This is a genomic window from Vibrio sp. 10N.222.47.A9, from assembly GCF_963872585.1.
Classification (GTDB): domain Bacteria; phylum Pseudomonadota; class Gammaproteobacteria; order Enterobacterales; family Vibrionaceae; genus Vibrio; species Vibrio splendidus.
Window position 1 is genome coordinate 137586 of sequence record NZ_CAWNBB010000020.1, and the last position, 26153, is coordinate 163738.

Sequence of the window (26153 nt, forward strand, 5' to 3'; positions counted from 1 at the left end):
GGATTACGGAACTTTGAATATACTGCCCACCTGTGTAATAAATCATAATAATTAAATGGAGAGACATCATGCAGTCCAATTTGTCTATCAATGCCATATCGAGCAAGCGCATGGGAGCTGTGATTGCAGCACTATTGCTCGCAGGCTCTTTGACCGGATGTAATAAGGTTCAGTCAGAAGAAACGGTTCAAGTTGTTAAGCCTGTAAAGCTGTTTGAGATTCCTTTGCAGACGGATATCGAGCTTGATAGCTTTATCGCAAAAGTAGATGCAACCGACCGTGCTGCGCTTTCCTTCCAAGTAGGAGGCGACATTGAAACCTTCGATGTTCGTATGGGACAAGAAGTGAAGAAAGGTCAGGTGCTCGCCGTATTAGACGCGACGGATTACCGTATCGCGGTTGATGCAGCACAAGCCAAATTTGATCTTGCGAATAGCCAATACAAACAAGCTTCTGAGTTGTACGCGAAAAAGTTAGTCAGTACCGATTACTACGACCAAGCCGTGAACACCTTTACTGCCGCTGACGTTGAGTTGGACCAAGCAAAAACAAACCTTGGCTACACCACCTTAGTTGCTCCATTCGATGGCGTGGTATCGATGGTGTTTGGAAAACAATATCAATTGATCGCAGAAAAGCAGCCTGTACTGAATATTTTGAATCACAGTGAAATGGACGTGACGTTTTCTATTCCAGTATCAAAGCTTGAAGATCGTTCTATTCAAGACCTAACGAGCTCAAACATGTGGGTTGTGATGGATAGCCACCGTGGTATTCGTATCCCGACTCGCTTTAAAGAAATCTCTACACAACCAGATGAAGACACCAACAGCTACCAAGCGGTTGTATCCATCGAAAAGCCGGAAGGCATCAATTTACTTTCTGGGATGACAGCGCAAGTTGAAGTTCAGAAGCATAAATCTGACTACGGTATTGGCATTGTTGATTCAGCTTGGCTAACCAAAGAAGCTGACCATGGTGAGCTATGGCGCTATAACCCTGACTCTCAATTGATTTCTAAAGTACAAGTCCTTCTTGATGAGCAAGGCAAGGTTATTGACGGATTGTCGTCTGGCGACCTTATCGTTGAAGCGGGTGTGGATGTGTTATCCGATGGACAGCAAGTAAAAGCTTGGTTACGTGAGGGCGGTATTTAATGAACCTTTCCAAATTATCAATTGTTGTCGCGTCGGCTATGTTGCTTCAAGCCTGTAACAGTGAAGCCGTACACCGTGAACAACCCCCTCTGTTAGTTTCTACCTTTGAAGTTGGCGTGCCGCTGACTGATCAATTCAGAAGTTTTAACGGTCAGGTAATGCCCGCTGAATTGACCCCATTGGCATTTAAGCTCGCAGGCGAAATCCAACAAGTCTTGGTAGAAGCCGGTGACAACGTCGAAAAAGGCCAGCTACTTGCAACCTTAGACAACGCAACGTATCTCCAAGATCTTACTGATGCTAACTCTCAATTCAAACTGGCGAGCAAGCAGTTAGCCCGTGGTACGGAGATGTTTGGTAGCAAGATGTTGTCGCAGTCAGAGCTAGACCAACTAACGGCTAACTATAAGCTGGCATCGGCGAATTTGGCGGCTGCAAAACGTAAGCTAAGTTACACAGAGCTTTTAGCGCCATTTCCCGGGACAGTTTCTACCGTGGACAAGCAACGTTTCGAAAACACGACACCGGGTGAAACACTATTGAGCGTGTACCAGAACGATAAGGTGTATTTACGAATTCAAGTATCAGATTCGATCTTGGCATCGATCAGTCCAGACATGCGTTCAAATAGCTATCGTCCTGAGGCAACCTTTGGCGGTCACACTGGCCAATATCCACTGACGTATTTGGAGCACACCAGTGAATTGCACCCGCAATCGCGTACTTACGAATTTTGGATGCAGATGCAACAACCTAAAAACGAAATCCTGCCGGGCACCAGCGTTACGGTGAACGTGGATATGGCGAAAGCCGGCTTGAGCGATGTTCAAGGCTACCAATTACCAATGACAACTTTAGAAACGGGTTCTGAAGCGAATCAGTTCTATGTGTGGAAAATGGAAGACGGACAAGCATTCAAAAGCGAAGTAGAAGTCGACAAGATCAGTGGCCAAGGCGCATTAATCGCTCATGGTGTTGAGCAAGGTGATCGACTCGTAAACTCGAATCTAAGAAAACTCCGTGACGGAATCAAATTGTCAGGAAAAGAAGAATGAACATCGCAGAATATTCAATAAAAAACAAAGTAATCAGCTGGCTGTTTCTCGTCATATTGGCCATTGGTGGCGTGACGTCTTTTGGTAATCTATCCCGTTTGGAAGACCCAGCTTTTACTATTAAAGATGCAATGATTATTTCAACTTACCCTGGCGCTACGTCAATGGAAGTTGAAGAAGAGCTGACTTACCCGCTTGAAAAAGAGATAAGACAGCTGCCTTATATCGACAAGATTACCTCAACGTCGTCGAGTGGTATGTCTCAAATTATGGTGAGCATGAAGATGGACTACGGTCCAGACGAGCTACCACAAATCTGGGATGAAATGCGTCGTAAGATCAACGATCTACAGCCCACGCTTCCTAGTGGTGTTAACTCAGTTCAGATCATTGATGACTTCGGTGATGTGTTTGGCGTGATGATCATGCTGACGGGTGATGGCTACGATTACGTTGAACTCAAACAATATGCTGATTATCTCACACGCGAAATCGAACTGGTTGAAGGTGTTGGCAAAGTGAGTATTGCGGGTGACCAACAAGAGCAATTGTTTGTTGAGATGTCACTTGAGCGTTTAGCGGCGCTGAACCTAGATATGTCGATGGTAACGTCACTGCTATCACAACAAAACAGTGTGGTGGCAGCCGGTGAGGTAATGCTCAATGGCCAAAACCTAACGATCAAACCGAATGGCACTTTAAGTACGGTTGAAGAACTAGAAAACTTAATCATTCATGGCCGCGATACAGGTAACCTGATTCGCTTGAAAGATGTCGCTGAGGTCACTCGCGGAATCCAAGAAAAGCCAGGTAACGTATTAACTTACAATGGCAAACCAGCAATCAACCTAGGCATTGCGTTCTCATCGGGCGTAAACGTGGTGGAAATCGGTAATGCGCTTGATGCAGAGCTTGAGCGTTTAGAAAGCATTAAGCCAGCCGGTGTTGAGTTGAATTACTTCTACAACCAAGCGCAAGAAGTGGACAAGTCCGTTGCTGATTTCTTGATCAGCCTCGTTGAAGCGGTCGCAATTGTTATCATCGTACTTCTGTTCGCGATGGGCTTACGCAGTGGTTTGATCATTGGTTTGGTTCTGTTGCTGACTGTATTCGGTACGTTCATTCTTATGGACTACAACGATGTCGAACTGCACCGTATCTCACTTGGCGCATTGATCATCGCGCTTGGTATGCTGGTGGATAACGCGATTGTTGTGGTTGAAGGTATTCTGGTTGGCCTGAAAAAAGGTAAAACCAAGCTTCAAGCAGCGAAAGACATCGTGACACAAACACAATGGCCACTGTTGGGTGCGACCATTATCGCTATCACAGCCTTTGCACCGATCGGTTTGTCGAAAGATGCAACGGGCGAGTTCATGGGTTCGCTGTTCTGGGTACTGTGTTTCTCACTGTTTTTGAGTTGGGTAACAGCACTAACACTAACGCCATTCCTTGCTGAGATGCTGCTTAAAGAAGAAGACAAGGTTGATGAAAACGTAGACCCTTACAAAGGCATCTTGTTCGTTGTATTTGGTGCGTGCCTGAAAGTAGCGCTTCGATTTAGATGGCTTACTGTAGTAAGTATGGTCGCGCTATTGGCAGTTTCTGTGGTCGGTTTTGGTATGGTTAAGCAGCAGTTCTTCCCGCCATCAAACACGCCAATGTTCTATGTCGACATGTGGATGCCAGAAGGTACGGATGTACGTGAAACGATCAAACAAACTGAAAAGGTTGAGAGCTACATTCGTCAACAAGATGACGTGGAGTTTGTGACAACAACGGTTGGGCAGGGTATGCAACGTTTTGCGCTGACATATCAACCAGAGAAAAGTTACGAAGCCTACAGTCAGCTACAAGTTAGAACGACTGACCGTGACACCATGTTCGAAGTCCTAGAAGAGCTAGACAAGGACTTAGCCAACAAATTTGAACAACCTACGTTCCAATTCAAATTGATTGAGTTTGGCCCGTCACCAGCTTCAAAAATCGAGGCTCGTATTAGTGGTGCCGACCCACAAATCTTGCGCAGTATTGCGGTTGAAGTGGAAGACATCTTGTTAGCGGACCCAGGCTCTCGAAATGTTCGTCACGACTGGCGTGAACGTACCAAAGAGCTCGTGCCACTGTTTAATGAATCAAAGGCTCGTCGTCTTGGTATTTCAAAGACGGATCTGTCCGAGACGTTACAAATGGCGTTTGGTGGCTACAACATCGGTTTACTGCGTGATGGTACTCATATGTTGCCTATTGTTGCGCGTTTACCTGAAGCAGAGCGTTTTGATTTTGAATCACTAAACAATGTGAAGATTTGGAGCCCATCGCTGCAAACCTACATTCCAGTTGAACAAGTGATTGATGGTGTAGAGCTTCAATGGTCTGAACCACTGATTCAACGTCGTGATAGAAAACGTACGCTAACCGTACTGGCTGATCACGATGTATTGGGTGATGAAACGCCGGCGAGCTTGTTTGCTCGTGTTAAACCAAAGGTAGAAGCATTAGAGCTACCAGCAGGTTACAACATTAGCTGGGGTGGCGAGTACGAAAGTTCGAAAGATGCACAAGAATCTCTATTTGGTTCACTGCCAATGGGTTACTTGTTGATGTTTATCATCACCATGCTTTTGTTTAACTCGCTTCGTAAGCCACTTGTGATTTGGTTTACGGTACCACTTTCTATCATTGGTGTTTCGATTGGTCTGCTAGGGACTAATATGCCATTCAGCTTCACGGCGTTCCTTGGCCTACTGAGCCTAAGCGGCATGATTTTGAAAAACGGAATCGTCCTGCTTGACCAGATCAACACCGAACTCTCAACAGGTAAAGACCCATACCTAGCGGTTGTAGACAGCGCGATCAGTCGTGTACGACCGGTATCTATGGCAGCACTGACGACTATCTTGGGGATGATTCCCTTGGTATTCGATGCATTTTTCGGCTCAATGGCGATTACCATCATGGCAGGCTTAGGCTTTGCTACCGTACTAACGCTAATAGTAGTACCAGTGATGTTCGCTATTCTATATAGAATCAAACCGTCCACTGCGGGTTATTAGGGATTGATATAAAACAGATTCTTTTAAGCCAGCCCAGTCAATTTTGACTGGGCTTTTTTATGGGTGTGACTTGGCGGTGCTAAGAGACTATAGCGTCAGCGAGCGTTGCGTTAAGAAAGATATAGGTATTAAAAAGCCGCTAACCAATGGTAAAGCAGCTTCCTGTAGAATAGAGAATAGAGAATAGAGAATAGAGAATAGAGGGCAGTTCTAGATTGCGAGGCGGAGATCTAACTCAATCGGCTTTGGCATGGCTAAGTGATAACCTTGATACATATCGAAGCCTAAATTTTGCATCGCTGCGAGTTGTTGTTGGGTTTCTATCCCTTCGATTACCGTCTTCGCACCGATTTGAGTAGCAAGCTTTAGGGCCAACTCCATTTCACTTGTGTCGCCTTGTTCAAAATCCAACATCACAGAGCGATCTATCTTGATGATATGAGGATTAATATGGCGAACCCGCTGTTCTGTTGATGCTTGTGTTCCGAAATCATCAACAGCGATTTGAAAACCATTTTCCGCTAATGAATGGGCCGCGTCTTTCAAACGTTCTTCACTCTCTACATTAAGCTCGACCAACTCCATCACAATTTGTTCGCACGATAAGTTAAGCTCATGCAGGCGTTTAGCTAACAAGCTATCGCTCACTTTCTCTGCAGCAAATAGCTCGCCAACATTAGGAAGAACATTCAAGAATAGGTGTAAATGACGAATAGTCGACTGTGCGAAGTTGCGTATATGAATGGCTCGGCTCAGCCTCTCGACATTAATTTTGTCTGTGCATGAGGTTTCGTCGGAATGAAAGAAGTGGTCAGGGCGAACAATGGCACCTTTGCTGTTCGAAATTCGAACTAAAGCCTCTACACCTATCTGAGTCATAGAAGAATCAAATATAGGTTGGTAGACACTTCTAAGTGTTAGGTCTTGATATTTCGCAATAAACTGCATATCGGCGTCCACAGATATACAGCTAACAAATTCACTTCTGTCTGATAAAATCATAGTCGCTAATAAAGGTGTTTATTTAATGACGAGAATATACGTCACGGCTGTCACAATATTGACAGGTGTTACTAAATTGTCAATTAATAAAAATTCATTTGTAACGTCAATATTTAAATTAATATAACTAACGAAAAATCAGCATGATAAATGACATTAACCATTAAATTTACTTATCATTGACTGCGTTTGATAGCTTAAGTGAATCTAATGGCTGAGTAACGTCTCACATATTAATCCCAACCAATATAAGGCTAGAACGCTGATACACCAGAGAAAAGTAGGGTTAATGGCTTAAATTATGGGGGAGTGTCAAAGTTATAAAATAGATTGACTAAGCGAGTTACACAGAAATGATATCTATCTCTCAAAATCGAGACTGTGAGTCGATTGGTTATTAATAATTAAAACAGGAAGTTCGAATAATTAATGAACAGGGAATGAGTCGCCTTTTATAAAATACTGGGATGAAGGTCTAACAATTTACTTTCAATATTGAATGAAAAAGTTGACCCGTATTATCACTGCCATTGAAGTACCGCATAAAGTTGCAGATATTTACGTACTAATTGATGATTTCCTGACCGTTTTAACGGGTGGCCAAATTTAATAAAACAGGGGCTAATTTTAAAGTTAATATTCAAATCAGCGGCAAATTGAGACTCGCTCTCTCTTAGGGTGATGCCTTGTTGGCTGTATTCGGTTATCTCGTCTGGGAGTTCTCCCATCCACCAATGTAATAGTTCACCGCTGTTTTTACTTCGGGTTATCCAATGGTCGGAGACAATGATCAAAACGTCATTGGGTTGGATTGCAAATCCATACTCTGATTGCCAGTTATGAATGTCCAACATCAACTTTCTACGACAAGTTTTCCCCGCGCTCACCATGTGGTGGCTGATCATCCAAACTGTTCCTATTTCAGAGGAGATTCGGAAGTGTCGAGGGGTTTCACCAGAAGAAAGCATTTCGAGCGGGCTGATGTTGCTTGCATGATTAAAGCTAACGAAGGTGTGCTCCATTCGTCGAGCAAAAGCTTTTCCTATATGGTGCTCACTGATCCCTTGATTGTGTACCGTAGGGTAGTGGCGTTCACAAAGCTTTAGGCAATCGTCTTGAAACTGGTTGACGCTTTTAATCACTAGATCTAATAACAATGAAATCCCTTATACACAGTTACTATCTTATTGATGGGCAATAGTACGGTAATTGCAGTGCCATTACCTATCGTCAAAGTGCCAGTTCATGATCCCTCTATCAAAATTAGCCATTGCAGAGCGTTTTTATGGATAGCACTGGCGCTCTACGGGTCTGTAATCTAAATTATGAGAAATAATAGTGAGTTAGCAGGCTCATCGTTACTTAGTAAAGTTATCGATAGTTAACCTAATCTTAGTCAGCTGATCACAATTGTTCTACTTACTCTTTATTTGGACACATTCATGACCATTCAATTAGATTCGAAACAACAGTCTGAGCTCACTCATACATTACAAAAGTACTTGCAAGATGAACTCGATGTAGATCTTGGTCAGTTCGACACGGAATTCTTGGTCGACTTCATTAGTAAAAAGTTTGGTGCGGTTTACTACAACAAGGGGATAGAAGATGCTCAGAAAGTCATGGAACGAAAAATGTTAGATATCTCAGATGAGCTCTATGAAATTGAACAAATCGTTGAAATATAGACACAGCAAGCGATTGTTCGACAAAGAAATTTGTCAATAAAGCAACTTGTTCAAAAATTTTGAATAACTTGTTTAATTTGAAATGATGTAACTAATGTAAAGCTTGGTAAATAATATGTTACACAAACTTAGTGTAGGGTACGCTTTTCAAAATTACACGACTCGTTAACATTCGGAACAGATGTATGGACAACAACGTTAAAAATTACAATCCCTTAGCAAGAGCAATGCATTGGATTTCAGCACTCGCAATATTTGGCTTATTTGGTGTAGGCCTATGGATGGTTGATCTTTCATACTACAGCGAGTGGTACAAAACAGCGCCAGACTACCACCGTTCGGTAGGCATTCTTTTGGCTACAGTTACTGTTCTCCGTTTGCTTTGGAAATTAGTTACGGCGTCACCTAAGGTGGAAGGCAAAAGCTATGAAGTTGCAGCAGCTAAGATAGCGCATGGCTTCATGTACATTAACCTAGCGGTTTTATTTATTTCAGGTTATTTGATTTCAACATCAGATGGCCGTGGGATCGACGTGTTTAATTGGTTCACTGTTCCAAGTATGGGTGAGCTATTTGAAAACCAATCGGATCTCGCAGGAACGATTCACTACTATGCTGCATGGGTACTGATCATTATGGCATCAGTGCACGCCTTAGCGGCGATAAAACACCACGTTATCGACAAAGACGATACGCTACGAAAAATGATAGGAGCTTCAAAATGAAAAAGTCAATTATCGCTACAGGATTAGCACTTGCTATGGCAATGCCTTTCGCTGCGAACGCCGCTGATTACGTGATTGATACAAAAGGTGCGCATGCTTCAGTTAACTTTAAAGTTAGCCACCTAGGTTACAGCTTTATCCAAGGTCGTTTTAACACGTTCTCAGGTGATTTCTCATTTGATGAAAGCAACGTTGAAGCGTCTAAAATAAACGTAACGGTTGATACTACAAGTCTTGACTCAAACCACGCAGAACGTGATAAGCACATCCGTAGCGGTGATTTCATCGATGCAAGCAAGTTTTCTGATGCTACATTCAACAGCACGAAAGTGGTTGATAAAGGTGACGGCAAACTTGAAGTAATGGGTGACCTTAAACTTCATGGCGTAACTAAGCCTATCGTTATCGAAGCTGAATTCATTGGTGCTGGTCAAGACCCATGGGGCGGTGAGCGTGCTGGATTCGTTGGTACAACTCGTCTAGAGCTTGCTGACTTCAACATTCCAGTAATGGGCGCTTCAAGCTATGTAGACATGGATCTGCACGTTGAAGGTGTAAAGAAGTAATCTAGCTTTCTAGCTTTCTACCTCTCTGACAGGTATCAACATTTTTTAGAAACATCAAAAGTTTGGTCGATACTAACAAGGTCAGCAGTTAGCTAGTTGGCAGTAGGGAAAGTAGCAAAACCGCTAGAAATAGAGAAAGGCGCAAAGTTTTCACTTTGCGCCTTTTTTATTGAGGTAAATGGCCACGCGTTTAGGTCTGTTTTGTGTCAAACCTTTTACTGCGTCTTAAGCCACCATTTACTTCTGCCAGTCAACGTTGCCATGACTGAGTTATCTAATTGAACTACTAATCCCTAATAGTTCAACTTACGATTAGTTAAGCCGTTTCTAGTTCAGCTTGAGGAACCACGTTTAGTCGGTCACCGTAGATTGGACGTAGTGCTTGCATCACTTCAATGCGAGTTAATACACCGACCATTACGCCATTTTCTAGCACTGGCAGCATATGTGGTTGGCTTACTTTCATGGCTTTTGCACGCTCTTCTAGAGAAAGAGAAGTCAGGCGAGTTGCGAAGCCCATGCTTGTAGTCGGGTACAGTTGTTCTTTGTCGATGCATAGGAACTCAGCAACGTCGACTAACTTGTCGTTTGCATCGATAGCCACAACGTCACGGCTCATTAGGTCTACGACTTTCTGACCTTTTGTCGGGATGTAATCTTGGCACCAAAGGTCAACCATTACGTCGTGAACAGAGAAGATACCCACTAGACGACCTTCAACATCGCAAACAGGAGCGCTAACAAGTTGAGCGTCTAGAAGGGAGTCAATCGCGACTGATGTAGGCATTTCTACGCTCAGTGTAATTGGTTGAGTGTTCATGATTTGCTTGATAGTCGTTGCTGTGTTCATAGTGATTTCCTTAACTGACGTAATTTCTGTTGTTTGTGTAATTGCTGTAATTTTTGCTGCTTTCAGCTGCGGGCGACGGTAAATGCTCCAATTGGCTAAGCCGACCAATACTGAACCACCTACAATGTTGCCGATTGTCACTGGTATTAAGTTTGCGGTGACAAATTTCATGATGTTTAAGTCTGCGTACTGAGCAGGCGTTGCTCCGATTTGCATCCAAAAACTCTCTGGTGCGAATGTTTGAATCGTGATGCCTAGTGGAACCATGAACATATTCGCCACACAGTGTTCAAAGCCTGAGCTAACGAACATTGCAACAGGTAATACGGTCATCATTGCTTTGGTCATGGCGTTCGCAGAGCTGAACGTTAACCAAATCGCTAAACACACCAATAAGTTACAAAGCACACCCAAAGCAAAAGCTTGAACAGGGCTGTGGTGTAGCTTGTGTTGAGCAATGTTCAGAGCGTTTAAGCCCCATTGACCGCCATCCAGTTGATATAAGCCTGCTGCGCTTACCAAAGCCAATAGGAACATGGCACCGATGAAGTTACCGACGTAGACCTTGCCCCAGATAGACAGCATCTTAGTGAAGTTGATTTGCTTGTTAGCCCATGAAATGCTTGATAACACTGAACTGGTAAACAGCTCGCCACCGCAAATCACAATCAGGATTAACCCCATACTGAATGCAAGACCGCCGGCTAAACGACTCAATCCCCATCCAGCATCAGCGCTACCCGTGGTAACCGTGATGTAGAATAAAAAAGCAAGCCCGATGAATGCGCCAGCCATGATTGCCAAACTCAATGTCATGCTGCTGGTTTTATTTGCTTTGCTTAATGCAAACTTCTCGGCTTCCGCCATCATTTCTGTTGGCGAGAACAGTTGCTGATTTTCAGAAGTGCTGGTTGCCATATCCCCCCCTTGAACAATCCGTCATGTGTAATTCCTAGTGTTAATGACTTGGTTAATCCGTAATGGTTAATCAGTAATGTTTTGCAGGGCTCGTTGTGTCCTGCCATTCCAGATTAGGGGGTAGAGGGGTAGAGGTAAAATTGATAATTTTTAGAAACCACATCAAATTTATTGATATAGATTGGGTTACGCGTAGAATGAAATTGATTGCTCATCGGCTTAACAAAAAACGAGCAACAGGACACAAGTTATTAAAAGAATTAAGGATGAATTTTGCGTTATTCATTAAAGCAACTCGCGGTATTTGATGCAGTGGCAGATTCCGGGAGTGTTAGTCAAGCAGCAGACAGATTGGCGTTGACTCAATCGGCGACAAGTATGTCTCTTGCACAGTTGGAAAAAATGCTCGGCAGGCCTTTGTTTGAAAGGCAGGGCAAGCAAATGGCTCTCACTCATTGGGGCATGTGGCTAAGGCCCAAAGCAAAGCGTTTACTGCAAGATGCGCAGCAAATTGAGATGGGTTTCTACGAGCAACATTTACTGAGTGGAGAGCTCAAACTCGGTGCAAGCCAAACACCAGCGGAACACCTTGTTCCTGACCTCATCAGTATTATTGATAACGACTTTCCTGAGATGCGAATCTCGCTCGGCGTGCAAAGTACCGATGCGGTTATTGATGGCGTATTAGATTATCAATATGACTTGGGTGTTATCGAAGGTCGTTGTGATGACAACCGAGTTCACCAAGAAGTGTGGTGTACGGACCATTTAACGGTGGTTGCATCGGCTCATCACCCGTTTGCGAAGCGTGAACGAGTAAGCTTGGCGCAATTAGAACAAGCAAAATGGGTATTACGTGAACATGGTTCGGGTACTCGCAAGGTTTTTGATAGCTCTATTCATCATTTAATTGGTGATCTTGATGTTTGGCGAGAGTATGAACACGTTCCTGTTTTAAGAAGTTTGGTTGCAAACGGCCCATATTTAACGTGTTTACCTTATCTCGATGTCGAACAGTTTGTTGAGTCTGGCCAACTGGTCACGTTAAATGTCCCTGAGCTTGAAATGGAAAGAACTTTGTCCTTTATTTGGCGTGCAGATATGTCTGAGAACCCACTTGCTGAGTGTATCAAGCGTGAAGGTAAGCGCATGATGAAAGGCAAACCATCGGTTCTGTAAGGTAGATTTGATAAAAGGCGAGGGGCTGTTGACCTTTCGTGGTTAAGTTTTGTTCGAGGTAAAATCGTTTTAGGCGCGGCGAAGAGTATGTAGCCTAGTCATTCTAAGCAAATATTCTTCAACAAAGCATAAAACGATTTTAGCCGAACCCTTCGGGCAGCCCTTGTGGTTCATTTCTACTGCGTTATCGGCTTTTCATGTAGGCTAGCTACACGTCAAAGCCTCTGTCTTGTATAAATTTCCCACAAAGGCTGCAAAATCGACCTCGAAAGGCCAATATCCCCTGATAACTAATTGTGTTGGATAAGCGATTTCGGTCTCCATATGGTGATAAATGTATGTTCGCATACATTATTAATGTGATCGAGATCGGCTAAAAAAGGGCGTTCTTCCCATAATATGCTTACTTGATTTTAAGTGAGGCTAAATCCGGTTGCGATGAATTACGTAATTAGGCTTTAGAAATAGTATGAGTACATTAGTCGCGATTTCATTAACAACAGGTATTTTGTCAGGTCTATGGGGATGGATTGCTATCTCTTTCGGCTTATTGTCATGGGCAGGTTTCTTAGGTTGCACCAGTTATTTTGCTTCGCCAACAGGCGGCGTAAAAGGACTAGTCGGTAGCTTATTGACTAATATGACAGGCGTATTCTGGGCAATGGTGATTATCGAAAGCTCAACCTTCGCAGGTTTAGAGATTTTAGGCTACATGATTACCGCTATTGTGGCTTTCTTTATGTGTATCCAAGCGAAACAAGCGTGGCTAGGTTATATCCCAGGAACCTTCATTGGTTGTTGTGCGACGTTTGCTGCAGGTGGCGATTGGCAACTTGTAGTACCATCTTTACTGCTTGGTGGTGTATTTGGATACTTGATGAAAGCAACGGGGCTATGGCTTCACGAGAAATCGACTCAATCTTCGGAAGTGGTTGAACAACACACTAAGCAAGCTAAGGCTTAATTCGTTAATCTAACCTTAATTCGTTAATCTAACCTTAATTCGTTAACCTAACCTCAGTTTAGTCACTGTAAACTCTTGCAAGATAACCCCCAATTAATTTGTATATCGATTTATACAGGCACACCACTTGGTGTGCCTTTTTTGGTTTTTGGGTAAGCCAATCAGTTAAAAAAATCATCTGCAGAAGAACCAATAGCATCTATCAATTAATTAAAGCGCTTAGGTGTTCCCGTTTGCCATGGTGATGACACGTTTTAGCGTCCACCTTAATAACAAGGGAATACAGTCTTGTCCTTGATTCTCACAATGAGACACGATCGCTAAAGCCAGATCTGGTTTTGCGTGTTTCTTAAGAACTTTAGCCACGACTTTTTTCGCTGGGATAGGGTGATCGTAAGGAATCTTAACCATGTCTCTGAAAAAATTCTCAAACCCATTCATATACAAGTAGTGTTCGATGTCTCTGTCAGGAAGCTCTGTGAGGCGATGTCGCTCTTGATCGTTCCCGAGTTTAGATAGCACTGTTGCCGCATATTTTTTGCCTGCTGCATCACCATCGGTGACGACATGCCAATCGATGCCAAACTCTTGCGCGACTTTGATCAATGCCTTTAGTCCTGATTGAGCGAACTCAATAATCTGAACGCCTTCCGCAGCAAGGTTATACCCACATTGATTGGCTAACTCGTTAAACAACCAGACTTCAGTCTCACCTTCTACTAATAACCAACAGCGAGCATACAGAGCACCTGAACGATGGAAACGAATATGAAAACCAATTCGACGAAGCTCATCTTTGCTAAAGTGGTTCATGTTGAGTTGGTTAGCGATGGTTTTATCGGACTGACGCACCAAACGACGAATCGATTGAAGTGGTACAGCAGCAAGTAGATCGCCACTGTTGGTGGTAAGGATTTTTTGCATCGGTAACTTTTGCATCAAGCTCCAAGCCCTTGCTAGGTGCGTTGGGTGCAGTCGACCCTCTGGATCTTCAAGGATCAAAAGAGGGCGCGCACATCGTCTTAAGTCTGTCGGCCCTTTGGCCTGTAGATAAGCGTTAAGTAAGCCCATGAATAACAGCCGAGTTTGCTTATTCTTGGTCTCCTCGACCAATTGATGAATGCTCTTGTCGTTCGCTCCAGCTGAGTACAGTAGCCCGTCACGCGGTTTTCTCGGGTTCTTGCGTGAGACACTCTTAAATGAGAAGTAGTGTTCTATTAAGCTTTGCATTGACTCAAGACTACTGCGCATTTCACCCTTATTAACATGTCCGGGTATCGCCATAAGACGGCGGCAGGTGTTGTCGATCCGCTTTTCTATTCTTGCCTGACGGCCATTGCCATTGCAGTTGCTGGCGTTTCCATTCGTGCCATGACCATTGGTTGTGTGATTATGTCCGTTCCCATTTCCGTTTGCATTGTTAGCGTGACCGTTATTAGCGTGAACATTAGTCGGCAGGTGAGCATTGTGGTTGAGTGAATTTCCGTTGAAAGGGCGATCAAAGTGCCTTGCGTCTCGTAAACGGATCACAGGATGTAAGGTCATTAATTCTTGAGCGAGCTTTTCTGAGTGATGGAGTTTGAGCGGATTACCGTCTAAACCTAAGAATGCGTAGTTTGTGGTCGTTTCATATTGTTCTAATGTGGCACTGATTCGATAATAGATACGATGGACGCCAAATTCATCTTGAACCCATATAGGTTTAAGCTTGCGATAACGACCAGCGTTGAGTTCGCTCTTATCATTGGCTTTTAATGCGAGAACAATTTGAAGATGTTGAGACTGTGGATGTGAAACCGAGTAATCGACATGAAAATCAGTCATTTCGAAGTGATATGGCACACCGTCTGAGGGCAGAACGACGGAAAGGGCATCCAATAATGAAGACTTACCCCAGGTATTTTCACCAATAAGCGTGGTTAGCTCGTCAAACGCGAGTGACATGCGCTTGATACCTCGAAAGCCAGAAATCTCGATTCTTTCTAGTTGCATAGGCTTACTCCTAACGGAAGGCTCTGCTAATTGTTTGAAAGCTAACAGATATCTTTAATCATAATCGAAAAATACCAATCCGGTATGCTCACCTGTCACAAAACCCGTTGTTTATTTGTACGGATCAAAATGGGATTTTTGATCTATCTCGAGAATTTTTTTGCAGTGCAGTTTCATAAAATTCACGATTCTGTCATGATTCTCGACCTAGTATGAAGGGACAAAGAGAGAAGAAAATATGACTAAAAAGAATAAGCCGACAAAAATAGTGTTGGCACACATCAACGACACCCACTCATACTTTGAACCAACCTCGTTACAGCTATCACTTAAAATGAACAACCACATCATTGAACCTTATGTCAGTACTGGTGGCTTTGCTCGAATTTCAACACGCTTCAAACAAATAGAACAAGATGCCCAGCGTCAGAAGGTTGGAACCCTGTTCCTGCATGCTGGTGACTGCTTCCAGGGGACTTTGTACTTTTCTTTATTCAAGGGAAAAGCCAACGCCGATTTGTTGAATGCCCTTAATATAGATGCCATGACGCTCGGCAATCACGAGCTAGATATGGGTAATGAGCCCGTTGCGATTTTCGCGAAAAGAATCAAATTCCCATTGTTGGCCGGTAACTGGAATCTATCGAATGAGGATATCAATAAAACTCATACCTTAGCGGACAACGAAATTGTTAAGCCTTATCTGACTGAAACGCGAAGCGCTTCTTTTATAACGAAAGGGTTTGATGGCGAGAAGGTTGCAATATTCGGCTTAAGCATCGACAAGATGGCAGGCATTGCTAATCCAGATATCGATACACCATTTGAAAATGCTTTAGAAACAGCAAAAGCGACTATTGAGCAGATTCATAAAGCTGGCATCAACAAGATTGTGTTACTTAGCCATCTTGGTTACGAAGCTGATTTAGAGTTAGCAGCCAACGTAACAGGTATTGGCGTCATTGTTGGTGGTCATAGTCATCGCTTACAAGGTGATTTCTCTGATATTGGCTTAGTTAAAGATGATGATTACGGCGTGAAAGTCGGTGACACCTATGTTGTGCAAGCGGGTTTCCACGCCATGAGCCTAGGACACTGCGAAATCGAGTTCGATGCTGAAGGCAAAGTGACTCACTTCAACGGTAAGAACGAACTGCTGTTAGGCCGTCGACTGTTTATAGACGCGAAATTGAGTGAAGTAGGGCAAGACGATGCGCACGACATGGCATGTGAGTTTTTAAACAATCACCCTAATATTGCAGTGTGTAAGAAAGATCCTGAGCTGCAGAGCATTCTGACGGATAAATACCAGCCGCGAGTTCGAAAGCTTCAGCAACAAGTGATTGCTCATGCAGATACAAAATTGCGCCATATACGAATCCCGGACGAGAAAGGCCCGAGCCAACTAGCGCCCTTGGTTGCTCAATCATTTCACTACCTAATGAACAAAAAAGGGCATCAGGTTGAATTTGCCATTCACAACGCAGGTGGTGTTAGAAATTCACTGAATAGCGGCGATGTCTCTGTTGCCGATATTGCCGGAAAACTACTACCGTTTGCCGTACCTATTGGTGTGTATGAAGTAAAAGGTGAAACGATCGCAGGCATGCTTGAAGGTGCAATCAATAACGCGCTGGATAATGGCGTTGTAGGGACAGGTTCAGGCAGCTTTCCTTATACGCATAACCTGAGGTTTTGTTACCACAAAGAAGCGCCTTTGGGACACAGGATTCATCATCTAGAAATCCACTCTGATGAATTGGGATGGCAGACTGTTTCTCGCAACCGTCTTTACCGTGGCGCGTCGTCAGCCTATACCATGAAAGGAAAAGAGGGCTATAACGCCGTCTTGGATATGATAGGTGATGGCATGGTCACGACCGACTCAATGGCAGACTGTTTCATCGAGTTTCTACAAGACCACCCAGAGTCACTGCAACACAACGAGCCGTAGAATTGTTTGGAGTGTTTTAGATAGTCACAGGTAATACTTGTGATTGGTGTTATTAGTTTCGTCTATTTATAAATTTGGCATTGTTTATGCTTTATTCCTGCAGGTCGCCTTCTTGTGGAGATAAGCATGGATAAGAAAGATTGGTTAGATGCGGTAGCAGTGGTTGGTTGGGTATCGGTTTGGTCCGCGTTAGTGTACTTGGTACCCGCTGCAGGTTTATAACGTAAAGCGCGTACAAGACTCATTCGTTATTTGTATCATTGAGTAACGGATTTGTATCATGAGTAACGGTATTAGGGGTTAACCCTCTCAGTAGTATTCTCAGAATCAATACGAATGTCGTTTTGACAAGCCTATAGAAATAAATGAGGAGCGTTTTGCTCCTTTTTTATTTATTTCCGAAAATTTTTCTAGACGAAACAAAGATAGAGGAATATTATCCACGCGTTTGGGGAGTAGTTAGCGCAAGTTTACATATCGTCATCTCGTTAGGCCAAGAGTCTATCCGGTATGTAAAGGTGAAATCCCATATTTCACTTCAACGAGACCAACGCAATCACAATCAAGATCCGTCGTGGAACTTGATAGTTTTGTTTGCGGAAGGTCTTTGTACAGTTCTTCCGCCCGGAGGAATAATGAACTCAACTCAATCTCTATTATCTACAAATAGTGAATCCTTTTTTTCATCGCCAATCATGACGACTTATGCGGGCTTTTTCCTGCTGACAGTCATTCTCGTCTCTATTGATATCTATCAGACTCGTGGTGGTAGTGTAACCATCAAGAAAGCGGCAATTTGGAGCGTTTTCTGGTTTGTGCTTGCGTTTTTATTTGCTGGTTCCATTTACCTTTTTTGGGACATCTATGCGCCGAATAGTGAATACACCGCGCAAAAAGCAACCGTGTCATTCATTACCGGTTACTTGCTAGAAAAATCATTGAGCGTAGACAACTTGTTTGTTTTCGCGATGATCTTTGCTCAATACCAAGTTCCTGAGCATCTAAGACCTCGTGCGCTTCTTTGGGGCGTAATTGGTGCATTGGTGCTTCGTGCAATTATGATCGCATTAGGTGCTCAGCTATTGGCTGAATACCATTGGGTGCTTTATGTATTTGCTGCATTCCTAATTGGTACGGGTATTAAACTAGCGCTAGACAAGGGCGAAGAGGAGAGTGTGAATACGCTACCTGAGAAGTTACTTCGAAAAGTGATGTCAGTGACAGAAGACTTCCATGGTCCAGCGTTGATGATCAAGCAAGGCACTAAATGGGTACTCACGCCAATGATGTTGGTGATTGGTGCCATTGCGGTTATGGATGTGATGTTTGCACTGGATTCTATTCCTGCAATTTTCGCCGTTACGCGAGAGCCATTCTTAGTACTGGCTGCAAACGTATTTGCATTGCTTGGCCTTCGTTCTTTGTACTTTGTTCTGCAAGGTATGATGGATAAGTTCATCTACTTGAAGCCTGCACTGGCATTCATCATGGTGTTCATTGGTGTGAAAATGCTATTGGTTGACAGTGAGTGGGCTATCCCAACGTATTGGTCGCTAGCTGTTCTGATTTCTACTATGACGATTGCGGTTATAGCGTCGATTTATGCGAAGAAGCCAGACATTGAACAAGTAAATTAAAACAAAAATAACTTATCGAAAACTCGATAAGGATTAGGTGGTCAATGAAGCTTGAAATTTATTTATGTAAATTTTTTGTGACATTGGCCACTGTTGTTTGAGGGTTATTTGTACTAAATGCATGATTTAGGCACTGTTGTGAATTTTTACTCATCAAGCGTGAATATGTATTTCGAGGTGTTGTTAATGGATTGTTTTATTAGAAAAACTAATCTGAATTTCTAATTTTAGTCATTTTTTAACCTGCAAAAGATCACCTATTATTCTTGTCATCAGAACGAACCACATAAACAAATTTATAGAGAGGCAATCATGGCTCAAGCAATGCAAATGAATACTATCGCTGTTCCTAACTCTATGGATAAGAAGACCTACTCGGTTAACATCAAAGGATTGATTGCACACATTTTCGATATTCTTTTCGTAGACAACTCTCCACGTAGTTACTACGCAAGCGACCTATCTGGTCACATGCAACGCGATATCGGTATCAACCGTTAATCTCTGCGTTAACATGTAAAAATATAGAATTTAAAAAACGCCAGCTTTTAAAGCTGGCGTTTTTGTATCTGAAAGAAACTGTGCATCTAAAACAAGCTGTCTATCTGAAATAAACTAAGCATCTGAAATAAACCCAGCACCTGAAAGAAACTCATCACCTGAAAGAAATACTTAGGCATAACGGTCTTTATTTGAGCGCCAATCAATTCGCTTTGTACAAGGATCTCGGTATGTCACACGCCAAATGCAACTCACCATTGATTAAACTCTGTTTACTTGCCTTGCCAATCGGCGCCCATTCTTCTGTGTCGTTTGCACAAACGTGGAGTAACGAAGGCCAGCCTGCTCAGGTTATTGAGCTGTTTACCTCTGAAGGTTGTTCTAGTTGTCCGCCTGCTGACACGTACCTTAGTACTTTTGCAGATCATCCAAAACTTTGGACCGAGGTCATACCGCTTGCTTATCACGTAGACTACTGGGACTACTTAGGCTGGGGAGACAAGTTCGCCAGCAAGGCATTCAGTCAGAAGCAGCGTTTATACAAAGCTTATGGGGTAACAAGTGGCGTTTATACACCGGGCTTTGTTGTCGATGGAAAAGAGTGGCGTGGTTACTTTAATTGGCTAGACAGAACGTTGCCTTCGCTCCAACAACAAACTCATCCCAAATTAACAGTGAACCATAAAGGCGATACGTTCAGCGTGAGTTACGAAGGCAAAGGGGATTATGTCGCTCATATTGCCTTGTTGGCGATGAACGAAGTCACCAGCGTTAAAGCGGGCGAGAACAGAGGTAAGAAACTTAAGCACGATTTTGTCGTGGTTTACGACGGCTATCAACGTGGTGAATCCAAATGGCAATTCAATATCGACTTCTCCCCGTTAGTCGCCACGCCAGATGCTGTAGCCGTGTGGTTAACTGAGCTCAACTCGTACACGCCAGAGCAAACGGTAGCGGGTTGGCTTAACTAAATATGCGATAACTTGATATCTGGATGTGTTTTAGAGGGGCTTAATCGCTGAAACACGGGAGAAAGGGGCGATTTAGTTACGTAATACTGCTGAAATACGTTAATATAGCGCGCTATTATTTTAGCTTTGAGTTCCTGCAATTAATGACTAACACCACAACACCAACCAACTTCTCTGATCTTGGCTTAATCTCTCCTTTGATGGCTCGTCTAACCGAGCTTGAATACCAACAGCCAACGCCTATCCAAGCGCAAGTTATTCCAAGTGTGTTAGCAGGACGCGACCTAATTGCAGGTGCAAATACGGGTTCAGGTAAAACTGCAGCATTTGCACTGCCGCTGTTACAACAAATCCATGAAGATGCACCTTTAGACCGCAGAGCAGGCAAAGGTAACTTTGTGTCTGGTCTCATCTTAGTTCCTACTCGTGAACTTGCTAAGCAAGTGGCTGACAGCGTTAAGTCTTACGCAGTACACTTCAATGGTGCGATCAAAACGGTTTGTGTATTTGGTGGTGTATCGGTAAACACTCAGATGCAAACGCTACGTGGCGGCACTGATATCTTGGTGGCAACACCGGGTCGTTTGCTGGATCTGATCTCAAGCAACGCTATCAAGCTAGATAAAGTAAAAACGTTAGTGCTTGATGAAGCTGACCGAATGTTAAGCCTTGGTTTTACAGAAGAACTAGACGCGATCTTGAAACTTCTGCCAAGCAAAAAACAAACCTTGTTGTTCTCTGCGACTTTCCCCGAGCAAGTTAAAACGCTGACTCACGAACTACTGAATGATCCAATTGAGGTTCAACTTCAAAGTGCTAATGCGAGCACATTGGTTCAGCGTGTATTCGAAGTAGAAAAAGGTCGTAAGACCGCATTGTTAGCGCACCTGATTCAACAGCACGAATGGCGCCAAGCTCTTATCTTCGTAAACGCGAAAAACAGCTGTGAGCACCTTGCAGACAAGCTTTACAAGCGCGGTATCATCGCAGAAGTATTCCACGGCGATAAAGGGCAGGGTTCACGTACTCGTATTCTTGAAGATTTCAAATCTGGCGAGATTGACGTTCTTATCGCGACAGACATCGCGGCACGTGGTCTGGATATCGAAAAGCTACCAGTAGTAATCAACTTTGACCTACCGCGTAGCCCATCAGACTACATGCACCGTATTGGCCGAAGTGGCCGTGCGGGTGAGGTTGGTCTAGCGCTATCTTTGATCGACCACGAAGATTACCATCACTTCACAATCATTGAGAAGAAGAACAAAATCCGTCTTGAGCGTGAGCAAATTGAAGGTTTTGAAGTGGATGAAGAAGCTACGGCTGAACTTGTTGCTGCATTAAAACCCGTTGCGCCACCGGCTGGCACAGGCAAAAAGAAAAAGAAGAAAGCACCTAAAAACCAAGATGTGTGGCTGAGAAATAACTGATATTGAGTCAGTAAAAAATAGAACTTCTAAAGGCGCTTAATTGCGCCTTTTTTGTATCCTAGATAAATGGATGCAGTCTGCGAATGAACGACTTTACTTGTTTTTAAGGGTGAAGACTCGTTAGTTAGTAGGATGGCATCCTCCATATGAGATTCAGCGATTCTACCCTTTGCTCATAACCTATTCGGGTTTTGAGCAACTAGGTAAACGTGTGAAGACCTCGATTAAACAAACAATACTGACCGCTTCACTGTTCGTCTTTACCCAACATTCTTCTATAGCCGCTGAATTAAAAGTTAAGGGACTAAATAAAACTCTCACCGAAAATGTAGAGCTATATTTAGAAGCCTTAGCCGATGTTCCCGCCTCACAGTTGTCAAAAAAAAAGATAGCAAAACGTATCGAAAACGCACTCAGCCCTTATGGATACTATCATCCTCAATTAGATATCGAACTTAATGACCCTGATAACATAACGCTGAATATCGATTCAGGCTCTGTCATGCGAATTGCGGGCTCGGACGTTAAAGTTTCAGGTAAAGCGAGTAAGGATGATGAGTTTATAAAAATACTGAATCAAAGTAAGTTGGATTCGGGCCTCCCATTGTCACACTTGGAATACGACAAGACAAAACAGGCTATATTCTCTTTGGCAAAGAGAAAAGGCTACTTTGACGGAAAATTTATTGAGTCGAGAATAGAAGTAATCCCTAGTGATAACATTGCTAATATCCACCTTCATTTTTGTAGCGGACCACGCTATAAATTTGGTTCTGTAAGCGTTCCTCAGAACGGTGTAGAACCTATACGTATCGAGCGAATTCCGACGTTCAAACAAGGCGATGATTTTGACACCATTAAGCTTGGTCAGTTGCAATCTGACTTGTCTGACACTCTATGGTTTCGCAGCGTCGTTGTGCATAGTGAGTTCAACCACCTTGATAACAGTCTGGAAGTCCCAATTGAAATCATCGCGGAGCCAAGCTCGCGTGATATTGTTCAAGTTGGTGGTGGTTATTCTACCGATCTCGGATTTCGAGCCTCTCTGAACTGGTTAAAACCTTGGTACAACCGAAGGGGACACAGTTTTGAAACTCAAACGTATTTGTCTGAACAAGAGCAGTCGCTTCAATTAGGGTATAAAATCCCGACGAAAAAGGTAACGACCGATTACTTTGGTATTCAGTTTGAATCGAAACGTATTGATCATCGAGACACAAAAAGCTTTTCAAACGATCTTAAGTTTGAACGTTACTGGCAACTAGACAGCGATTGGCAAAGTACTATTTACGTCAAATACTTGCACGAGCAGTACCGTCAGGCCTCTGAAGAAGAGCAATCTCAATTGTTCTTACCTGGAATCAGCTTTTCTCAGGTTGATCGTAAGAATGATCAATTGGAGCTTAATCATCGACACATCTATTCTATTGAGTATTCTGACCCTAATCTGTTGTCTGATTCAAGGCTGTTGCGGTTGGAAGGAAACAGTGTAGTTTCTTGGGATATTAGTGATGAGCAAAAGCTTCATTTCCGTTCTAACGTCGGCATTAATATCGCAAAATCATTATCGGATGTGCCTTCCTCGCTTCGTTATTTTGCTGGTGGAGACGGCAACTTGCGGGGCTATGGTTATGAATCGATTTCTCCTAGAGACGAGAATGGCGAATTAACGGGGGCACGTTATATGTTAACGGCTGGAATCGAGTATCAGCATCAAGTCTATCGTTCAATTTGGTTGGGTGCCTTTCTTGATGCGGGAGATGCATTTGATCAACAACCATATTGGAAGCGTGGCACGGGAGTGAGCTTGATTTGGAACTCACAGCTTATGCCAGTCAAACTCGATTTTGCCTATGGTCTGGATGCGACCGAAGGTGATGAATTCCGTATCCATTTTTCTCTAGGCACTCAGTTTTAATATTTACGGTTCTCAGGGAGGGTTTGATCCATCTAATGGGATTCTAGGAAATCAAGCAAGCGTAATAACCTTTGTGCTTAAATAAACATAAAGGTAAATACGATGAAAAAAGTACGATTTGGCGTCTTTGGTAATATGGGACCTGAAGCTGATGCGTTATTCCAAGATATCGTTGCTAAGAAAGAGATCGAGCATGGTGCGCTAAAAGACCAAGATCATATGGCCATGATTGTGGTTAAAAATTCAGATATTCCGGACCGCTCTGAAGCGATTAACGAAGGCGGCACCGACCCTGTTCCAGAGCTGATTGAGTCAGCGTGCATTTTAGAACATGCCAATGTTCAATTTGGCGTAATGACCTGCAATACCGCTCATTACTTCAGACCTGAAGTTCAAAAACATACCAATGTTTATATCGTCGATATGCTTCAAACCACCGTTGATCAGATCAAAGAAGATAATCCGGAAGCAATTGTTGGTATTCTGTGTACCAATGGTACTTACAACTCGGGAATCTATGATCGTTACCTAACGGACGCCAATCTGGTGTTTGTTAAGCCAGATGCCTTTGAGCAAGAGCATAACGTACATAGTGCTATCTATGGTGAAGTGACAGGTGAGATGACAGAGTGTGGTCAAGCGATTCGTAAAACAAACGGTATTAAAGCCGGTCAGTTTGACCATAATGCAGCTCTACTTTCGATTGCTGTACAAAGTATCGTTGATAAAGGGGTAAATACCGTGATTTTAGGGTGTACTGAACTTCCTCTTGTTAGAAAACAGCTTGCAAGTGCATTTCCAACTATCAAACTTATTGACCCTATGGAAGCTGTGGCTGAGCGTGTTGTAGATATCTATCGACTAGCAGAACAGTATGTCGAACGTGACCATCTTGATTACGACATTAATGATGTTGAATCTATTTACACAACGTTAGATATGGTTAACTACGTAGCCAAGAGAGCGATGACTCGTCGTTTATAAACTGAGATCTGCTTGCCTGAAACATAAATAAACCGCGAATTACGCGGTTTTTTATGTTTTGAAGATTGATGAGTTACAAAGAATTGCAGACAAATAAGGACTTTACGATTCTGACACACTCACGGGCATTAGTATTAAAGCTCAAACTCGCCGTTTATTTTGCGGAACAACCAATCCGGCAACTTATTCCATGAACTGTAATCAGGGTTCTTAATCTGTTTTTGTTCCCCTGAAACCCAAGTAGTCTCACCTGATTGGGCACGTGACACCTCCCAGAACAATTCGTCTTTCTGACGCGTTAAGTAACGTATCACTTGCTGAGCAAACGCTTCGCTGTCGATCAGTACCCCCAGCTCGACATTCAAAAAGTCCGATCTTGGGTCAAAGTTAGAAGAGCCAATGTAGGTAAAACGGTCATCTAAAATTACTGTCTTGTTGTGGTAGTAGGTATCAACATGAAAGTAGTGATCATCATTGATAGCTTGGCTTTTGTACTCATAGATACTTACGCCTTTGTCGAGTAAAGTCTCACGGTGTTTTTCGTAATAAGCTGGTACAAAGCCTGAATCATTGGAAGCCGATGAGTTGGTCAGTAAAGTGACTTCGGCTTGGTTCTCTCTGAGCGCATCGACAAACACAAACTGATTATCGCTTGGCACCATATAAGGCGTAGAAATTATAGCCTTAGTTGGCGTCGCTACTTTTTGCTTCATTAAATGCTCTGTACGTTGACGAAAGTAAGGCTTGTTGTCATTGAGCTTCTCCAGTGAGTCAAATACCGGCGTGACAGAGGCCGAAATGAACTTCGGTTGGTTTAAGCTCTTTATCTGCCTTTCGACTTCAGACGTGATCAACGCTTTATTCTTCTCGCCTTTATTTAACGCTTTGGTGAACGCTTGGTATTGTTCGGTCTCTTGGATTTGAATACGCTCTTGAATTGGCACTACGTATTCGCTCTCCCAAAGTGCTTGGTAGTTGCGGTCGAAAGACGCTATTACTGTACCTCGAAACAGAACGTCCATATCAAAGAAATTGGCATTTTCGCTATAACCAAAGTAATCATTACCAATATTTCTTCCGCCCAAAATCATCGATTGGTGGTCAACATTGAAGTACTTCTCGTGAAGTCGATTATCCAGTTGTTTTTGGTGAGTCGAGAAATTAAACGCACGTCCTATCCAGCCGGCTTTACGTGAATCAAACGGATTGAACAAACGGATTTCAATGTTTGGGTGCGAGTCTAGCTCGGCTAACCATTTGTCATTGAATACCAGCAAGTCATCCAGTGTGAGGCGCACGGTCACATCGCGATCAGCGGCGTGTGTTAGCTCGTTTAACAGCATCAGACCCAGAGTGTCGTTTTCCCATGAGAAGTAGGTCATATCTATGGAATGTTGGGCTTGGCGAACCAGATCAATACGGCGAGCAAAGGCTTCAGGCGCACTAGGGATCAAATAGACTTGAGCTTGATGTTCTGTGCTCTGCCAGTTAGCTTCGAAATCGGGGTCAACATCGGGGTAAGGTTGGGCACATCCTGCGACCAAAGCAATCAACATTATTGTGCATGCTGTTTTTAGTTTGCTAAATGTCATAACTAACCTGCGTT

Annotated in this window: 20 protein-coding genes; 15 read left to right on the plus strand and 5 right to left on the minus strand. The window is 43.3% G+C overall.

Annotation, left to right across the window (positions count from 1 at the left end; translation table 11 throughout):
- Nucleotides 1-68 precede the first annotated feature (68 nt).
- The 3 genes from AACT19_RS03950 to AACT19_RS03960 are packed head-to-tail and all read left to right on the plus strand — an operon-like array spanning nt 69 to nt 5268.
- Nucleotides 69-1157 (plus strand): efflux RND transporter periplasmic adaptor subunit, encoded by a 1089-nt coding sequence (locus AACT19_RS03950; protein ID WP_076645376.1) that lies wholly within the window; start codon nt 69-71, stop codon nt 1155-1157.
- Complete coding sequence (locus tag AACT19_RS03955) at nt 1157-2212, plus strand: efflux RND transporter periplasmic adaptor subunit (RefSeq protein ID WP_076645378.1); 1056 nt, start codon at nt 1157-1159, stop codon at nt 2210-2212. Before AACT19_RS03950 ends, AACT19_RS03955 begins: the two co-directional genes overlap by 1 nt.
- Nucleotides 2209-5268 (plus strand): efflux RND transporter permease subunit, encoded by a 3060-nt coding sequence (locus tag AACT19_RS03960; protein ID WP_076645380.1) that lies wholly within the window; start codon nt 2209-2211, stop codon nt 5266-5268. The genes AACT19_RS03955 and AACT19_RS03960 overlap by 4 nt, the downstream gene beginning before the upstream one ends.
- Before the next feature lie 210 nt (nt 5269-5478).
- Here AACT19_RS03960 and AACT19_RS03965 read toward each other — a convergent pair whose 3' ends face one another.
- Nucleotides 5479-6216 carry an EAL domain-containing protein gene (locus AACT19_RS03965; RefSeq protein WP_029405125.1) on the minus strand — a complete coding sequence of 246 codons (738 nt, stop codon included), beginning with the start codon at nt 6214-6216 and terminating at the stop codon, nt 5479-5481.
- A 575-nt stretch (nt 6217-6791) separates the two neighbouring features.
- A complete protein-coding gene (locus tag AACT19_RS03970) occupies nt 6792-7427 on the minus strand; it encodes a hypothetical protein (RefSeq protein WP_017081124.1) in 636 nt (211 codons plus the stop codon).
- Between the two features lie 285 nt (nt 7428-7712).
- On the opposite strand from AACT19_RS03970, the gene AACT19_RS03975 reads away from it, so the two are divergent.
- The 3 genes from AACT19_RS03975 to AACT19_RS03985 all read left to right on the plus strand — a co-directional run bounded on the left by AACT19_RS03975 (nt 7713) and on the right by AACT19_RS03985 (nt 9249).
- Complete coding sequence (locus AACT19_RS03975; protein WP_029222644.1) at nt 7713-7958, plus strand: DUF2164 domain-containing protein; 246 nt, start codon at nt 7713-7715, stop codon at nt 7956-7958.
- Between the two features lie 185 nt (nt 7959-8143).
- Entirely contained in the window at nt 8144-8683 is a 540-nt protein-coding gene (locus AACT19_RS03980) for a cytochrome b (protein WP_004730891.1), read from the plus strand.
- Nucleotides 8680-9249, plus strand: coding sequence for a YceI family protein (locus AACT19_RS03985; RefSeq protein ID WP_004730890.1), 570 nt, complete (start codon nt 8680-8682; stop codon nt 9247-9249). The genes AACT19_RS03980 and AACT19_RS03985 overlap by 4 nt, the downstream gene beginning before the upstream one ends.
- 316 nt (nt 9250-9565) lie before the next feature.
- Here the strand turns inward: AACT19_RS03985 and focA are convergent, their stop codons facing one another.
- A complete protein-coding gene (focA, locus tag AACT19_RS03990; protein ID WP_076645382.1) occupies nt 9566-11017 on the minus strand; it encodes a formate transporter FocA in 1452 nt (483 codons plus the stop codon).
- A 273-nt stretch (nt 11018-11290) separates the two neighbouring features.
- On the opposite strand from focA, the gene AACT19_RS03995 reads away from it, so the two are divergent.
- Both AACT19_RS03995 and AACT19_RS04000 read left to right on the plus strand, forming a co-directional pair.
- A complete protein-coding gene (locus tag AACT19_RS03995; protein WP_004730888.1) occupies nt 11291-12196 on the plus strand; it encodes a LysR substrate-binding domain-containing protein in 906 nt (301 codons plus the stop codon).
- 469 nt (nt 12197-12665) lie between these two features.
- Complete coding sequence (locus tag AACT19_RS04000) at nt 12666-13160, plus strand: DUF1097 domain-containing protein (RefSeq protein ID WP_076645384.1); 495 nt, start codon at nt 12666-12668, stop codon at nt 13158-13160.
- A gap of 219 nt (nt 13161-13379) precedes the next feature.
- On the opposite strand, the gene AACT19_RS04005 is transcribed toward AACT19_RS04000, so the two are convergent.
- Entirely contained in the window at nt 13380-15152 is a 1773-nt protein-coding gene (locus tag AACT19_RS04005) for an ATP-dependent endonuclease (protein ID WP_076645386.1), read from the minus strand.
- Nucleotides 15153-15390: 238 nt separating this feature from the next.
- On the opposite strand from AACT19_RS04005, the gene AACT19_RS04010 reads away from it, so the two are divergent.
- The 7 genes from AACT19_RS04010 to AACT19_RS04040 all read left to right on the plus strand — a co-directional run bounded on the left by AACT19_RS04010 (nt 15391) and on the right by AACT19_RS04040 (nt 24547).
- Nucleotides 15391-17106, plus strand: coding sequence for a bifunctional metallophosphatase/5'-nucleotidase (locus AACT19_RS04010; protein ID WP_076645388.1), 1716 nt, complete (start codon nt 15391-15393; stop codon nt 17104-17106).
- 635 nt (nt 17107-17741) lie between these two features.
- Nucleotides 17742-18743 (plus strand): TerC/Alx family metal homeostasis membrane protein, encoded by a 1002-nt coding sequence (locus AACT19_RS04015; RefSeq protein ID WP_076645390.1) that lies wholly within the window; start codon nt 17742-17744, stop codon nt 18741-18743.
- Between the two features lie 312 nt (nt 18744-19055).
- Nucleotides 19056-19244, plus strand: coding sequence for a hypothetical protein (locus AACT19_RS04020; RefSeq protein WP_017079198.1), 189 nt, complete (start codon nt 19056-19058; stop codon nt 19242-19244).
- A gap of 230 nt (nt 19245-19474) precedes the next feature.
- Nucleotides 19475-20215: a DUF1223 domain-containing protein gene (locus tag AACT19_RS04025; protein WP_076645393.1), complete on the plus strand. Its 741-nt coding sequence runs from the start codon at nt 19475-19477 to the stop codon at nt 20213-20215.
- A gap of 143 nt (nt 20216-20358) precedes the next feature.
- Nucleotides 20359-21645, plus strand: a complete 1287-nt coding sequence (locus AACT19_RS04030; RefSeq protein WP_076645395.1) for a DEAD/DEAH box helicase — start codon at nt 20359-20361, stop codon at nt 21643-21645.
- 211 nt (nt 21646-21856) lie between these two features.
- Nucleotides 21857-23563 (plus strand): autotransporter assembly complex protein TamA, encoded by a 1707-nt coding sequence (locus AACT19_RS04035; RefSeq protein ID WP_339373536.1) that lies wholly within the window; start codon nt 21857-21859, stop codon nt 23561-23563.
- A 102-nt stretch (nt 23564-23665) separates the two neighbouring features.
- On the plus strand, nt 23666-24547 hold the full coding sequence (locus AACT19_RS04040; RefSeq protein WP_017095573.1) for an aspartate/glutamate racemase family protein: 882 nt from the start codon (nt 23666-23668) through the stop codon (nt 24545-24547).
- Between the two features lie 134 nt (nt 24548-24681).
- Here the strand turns inward: AACT19_RS04040 and AACT19_RS04045 are convergent, their stop codons facing one another.
- Entirely contained in the window at nt 24682-26139 is a 1458-nt protein-coding gene (locus AACT19_RS04045) for a phospholipase D family protein (RefSeq protein ID WP_076645399.1), read from the minus strand.
- Nucleotides 26140-26153 lie beyond the last annotated feature (14 nt).